The 2,897-nt window shown below is 74.2% G+C and carries 3 protein-coding genes; 2 read left to right on the top strand and 1 reads right to left on the bottom strand.

Annotated elements, in window-relative coordinates:
* Positions 1 to 158 precede the first annotated feature (158 nt).
* The gene (locus tag AOK24_RS13575; RefSeq protein ID WP_055720316.1) at positions 159 to 1,130 is read left to right on the top strand and encodes an EamA family transporter; all 972 of its coding nucleotides are present in this window, start codon (positions 159 to 161) and stop codon (positions 1,128 to 1,130) included.
* Between the two features lie 182 nt (positions 1,131 to 1,312).
* Positions 1,313 to 2,218, top strand: a complete 906-nt coding sequence (locus AOK24_RS13580; RefSeq protein WP_107103952.1) for a DMT family transporter — start codon at positions 1,313 to 1,315, stop codon at positions 2,216 to 2,218.
* Between the two features lie 31 nt (positions 2,219 to 2,249).
* Here AOK24_RS13580 and AOK24_RS13585 read toward each other — a convergent pair.
* The coding region (locus tag AOK24_RS13585; protein ID WP_055720318.1) for a pyridoxamine 5'-phosphate oxidase family protein at positions 2,250 to 2,897 on the bottom strand (648 nt) is incomplete at its 5' end.

The raw sequence follows: 2,897 nt of genomic DNA on the forward strand, positions 1-2,897 counted from the left end.
GGGGTGGACGCGGGGTGTGATTGCTGGGGTGGCTGGACGGAAGACACTCCCCCTGCTCGCAGGGCGAGCGGCTGGGCGGAACAAGCTCCCCCTGTTCACAGGGCGAGACAGGAGCTTGGTGGGGTGACGGTGCTGTCTGGTGGTGTCATCATGGCGGCGTGGCTAAGGCGAATGGTGTGGGGCTGGGACTGGCGGCGGTGTCCGCTGTGGCGTTCGGGGGGTCCGGGGTCGCGGCGAAGCCGTTGATCGAGAGCGGGCTCGAGCCGCTGCATGTGGTGTGGCTGAGGGTGGGGCTCGCCGCGCTGGTGATGGTGCCGGTGGCCTGGCGGCACCGGGATCTCGTACGGCGCAGGCCCGGACTCCTCGCCGGGTTCGGGCTGCTCGGCGTCGCCGGGGTGCAGGCGTTCTACTTCGGGTCGATCTCGCGGTTGCCCGTCGGGGTCGCGCTGCTGCTGGAGTACCTGGCGCCCGCGCTGGTGCTGGGCTGGGTGCGGTTCGTGCAGCGGCGTGCGGTGAGCCGGCGGGCCGTGGCCGGCGTCGTCCTGGCCGTCGGCGGGCTCGCCTGCGTCGTCGAGGTGTGGGCCGGGATGCGGTTCGACGCGCTCGGGGTGCTGCTCGCGCTGGGCGCCGCCTGCTGCCAGGTCGGGTACTTCGTGCTGTCCGACCGAGGGGGCACCGGCAAGGACGCGCCGGACCCGTTCGGGGTGATCGCGTACGGGCTGCTGGTCGGCGCCGCCGTCCTCACGGTCGTCGCGCGCCCCTGGGACCTCGACTGGGCCGTGCTCGGGCGCGGCGCCGACATGAACGGGGCCGGCGTGCCCGCGTGGCTGCTGCTCGGGTGGATCGTGCTGGTGGCGACCGTCGTGGCGTACACGACCGGCGTCGTCTCCGTGCGGCGGCTGTCGCCGCAGGTCGCGACGGTCGTGTCGTGTTCGGAGGCGGTGATCGCGACCGTCCTCGCGTGGGTGCTGCTCGGGGAGCACCTCGGCGCGGCGCAGCTCGCGGGCGGCGCGGTCGTGCTGCTGGGCGCGTTCGTCGCGCAGTCGGCGACGCCCGCGAAGGTGTCCGGGGAGCCGGTGGCGGGCGGGCGTCCGGAACCCGGCCTGGCCGCGCGCGAGACCGCCGTATAGGGTCCTGACCATGCCTTCGACGCTCGTTCTTCCGCCTCCGGCCGCCTGAGGCGGGCCTCCGGAGTGACCGGCCCGGCGCGGCTGTGCTGCTGCCGGGCCGAACGGTGGTGCCCGCAGACGAAGTCCACTCTTCGGATCTCGTGTGCTTCTGCGGAGAACGCGTGTCTACTTTTTCCCTGCCCATGTCGCCGGTCGGCCGTGGGCTCTTCTGTCTGATCGTCGCCGGGGTCGCCTGGGGGACCGCCGGGGCCGCCGCCTCGCTGGTCTTCCGGGTCAGTGACCTCGGCGCGGTGGCGCTGTCCTTCTGGCGCTGCGTCGTCGGGCTGGCCCTGCTGCTGGCCGCGCGGGCGGTACGTACCGTACGGCGCCGGCCCGGCCGTCGCTCGCGGGGTGCCCGGTGGTGGGCGCTGACGCTGGCCAGTGGGGTCGCGCTCGCCGTGTTCCAGACGGCGTACTTCGCGGCCGTGTCCGCGACCGGCCTCGCCGTCGGGACCGTCGTCACCCTCGGTGCCGGGCCCGTGTTCATCGCGCTCGGCGCGCGGCTGACGCTGGGCGAGCGGCTCGGGCGGGGCGGCGTCCTCGCCGTCGCCGGGGCGCTCGCCGGGCTCGGCGTGCTGTTCGCGGGCGGCGGGGGCGGGGTCGTACGGCCCTGGGGCGTGCTGCTCGGGCTGGTCTCCGCCGCCGGGTACTGCGCGCTGACGCTGATCACCCGGCGGTGGGGGAACGCGGAGGACGCCTCAGGGACGACCGTCGGCGCGTTCGCGGTGACCGCGCTGTGCCTGCTGCCGTTCGCGGTGGGGGAGGGGCTGGTGCCGCACACCGCCGACCCGGGGCAGGTGGTGTGGCTCGTCGGCTACATCGCCGCCGTTCCCACGGCCCTCGCCTACGCCCTGTACTTCGCCGGTGCGGCCGTCGTCCGTGCGGCGACCGTGTCCGTGGTGATGCTCCTCGAACCGGTCAGCGCGGCTGTGCTGGCGGTCGCGGTGCTGGGGGAGCGGGTCACCGCGGCGACGGTGGTGGGGACGGTGCTGATGCTGGGCTCGGTGGCGGGACTGGCGGTGGCGGAGGCTCGGGGAGGGGGCGAGTAGGGCTGTACGGCTCCCCTGAGGTGTATCGGGATCACAACTCCCCGAGATACGCGGGGAGTTCCGTGCCGGGCGCCAGGGCCTGGTCCGGGAGCGGGGTGCCGTAGGTGCGGTGGACGGGGATGACGCCGGCCCAGTGCGGGAGGGTGAGGTCCTCGGGCTCCTCGTTCACGCCGCCCGTGCGGGTCTTCGCCGAGACCTCCGTCAGGTCCAGGCGGATCACGGCCGTCGCCGCCAGCTCCTTCTTGTTCGCCGGGCGGGAGTCGGCGGCGCGGCCGGGGATCGCGTGGTTCACCAGGGCGTCCAGGGCGTCGCGCTTCTCGGCGGGGTCCGTGACGTCGTGGGCGAGGCCGTGGATCATCACCGAGCGGTAGTTGATCGAGTGGTGGAAGGCGGAGCGGGCGAGGACCAGGCCGTCGACGTGGGTCACGGTCACGCAGACCGGGAGGCCCTCGGCGGCCTGGCCCGTCATGCGCAGGGGGCGGGAGCCGGTGGAGCCGTGGATGTAGAGGCGCTCGCCGACGCGGCCGAAGAGGGTGGGGAGGACGACGGGGGCGCCGTCCCGGACGAAGCCGAGGTGGCAGACGTACGCCTCGTCGAGTATCGCGTGGACCAAGTCCCTGTCGTACGAGGCTCGTTGGGGGGAGCGGGTGGGGATCGTGCGGTCGGTCCTGGCGTAGGG

The sequence above is a fragment of the Streptomyces niveiscabiei genome (assembly GCF_001419795.1).
Taxonomy (GTDB): domain Bacteria; phylum Actinomycetota; class Actinomycetes; order Streptomycetales; family Streptomycetaceae; genus Streptomyces; species Streptomyces niveiscabiei.

Bases quoted from the DNA above. Each gene is read 5' to 3' on its own strand.
- AOK24_RS13580 (WP_107103952.1), top strand. From the start codon at position 1,313: ATGTCGCCGGTCGGCCGTGGGCTCTTCTGTCTGATCGTCGCCGGGGTC.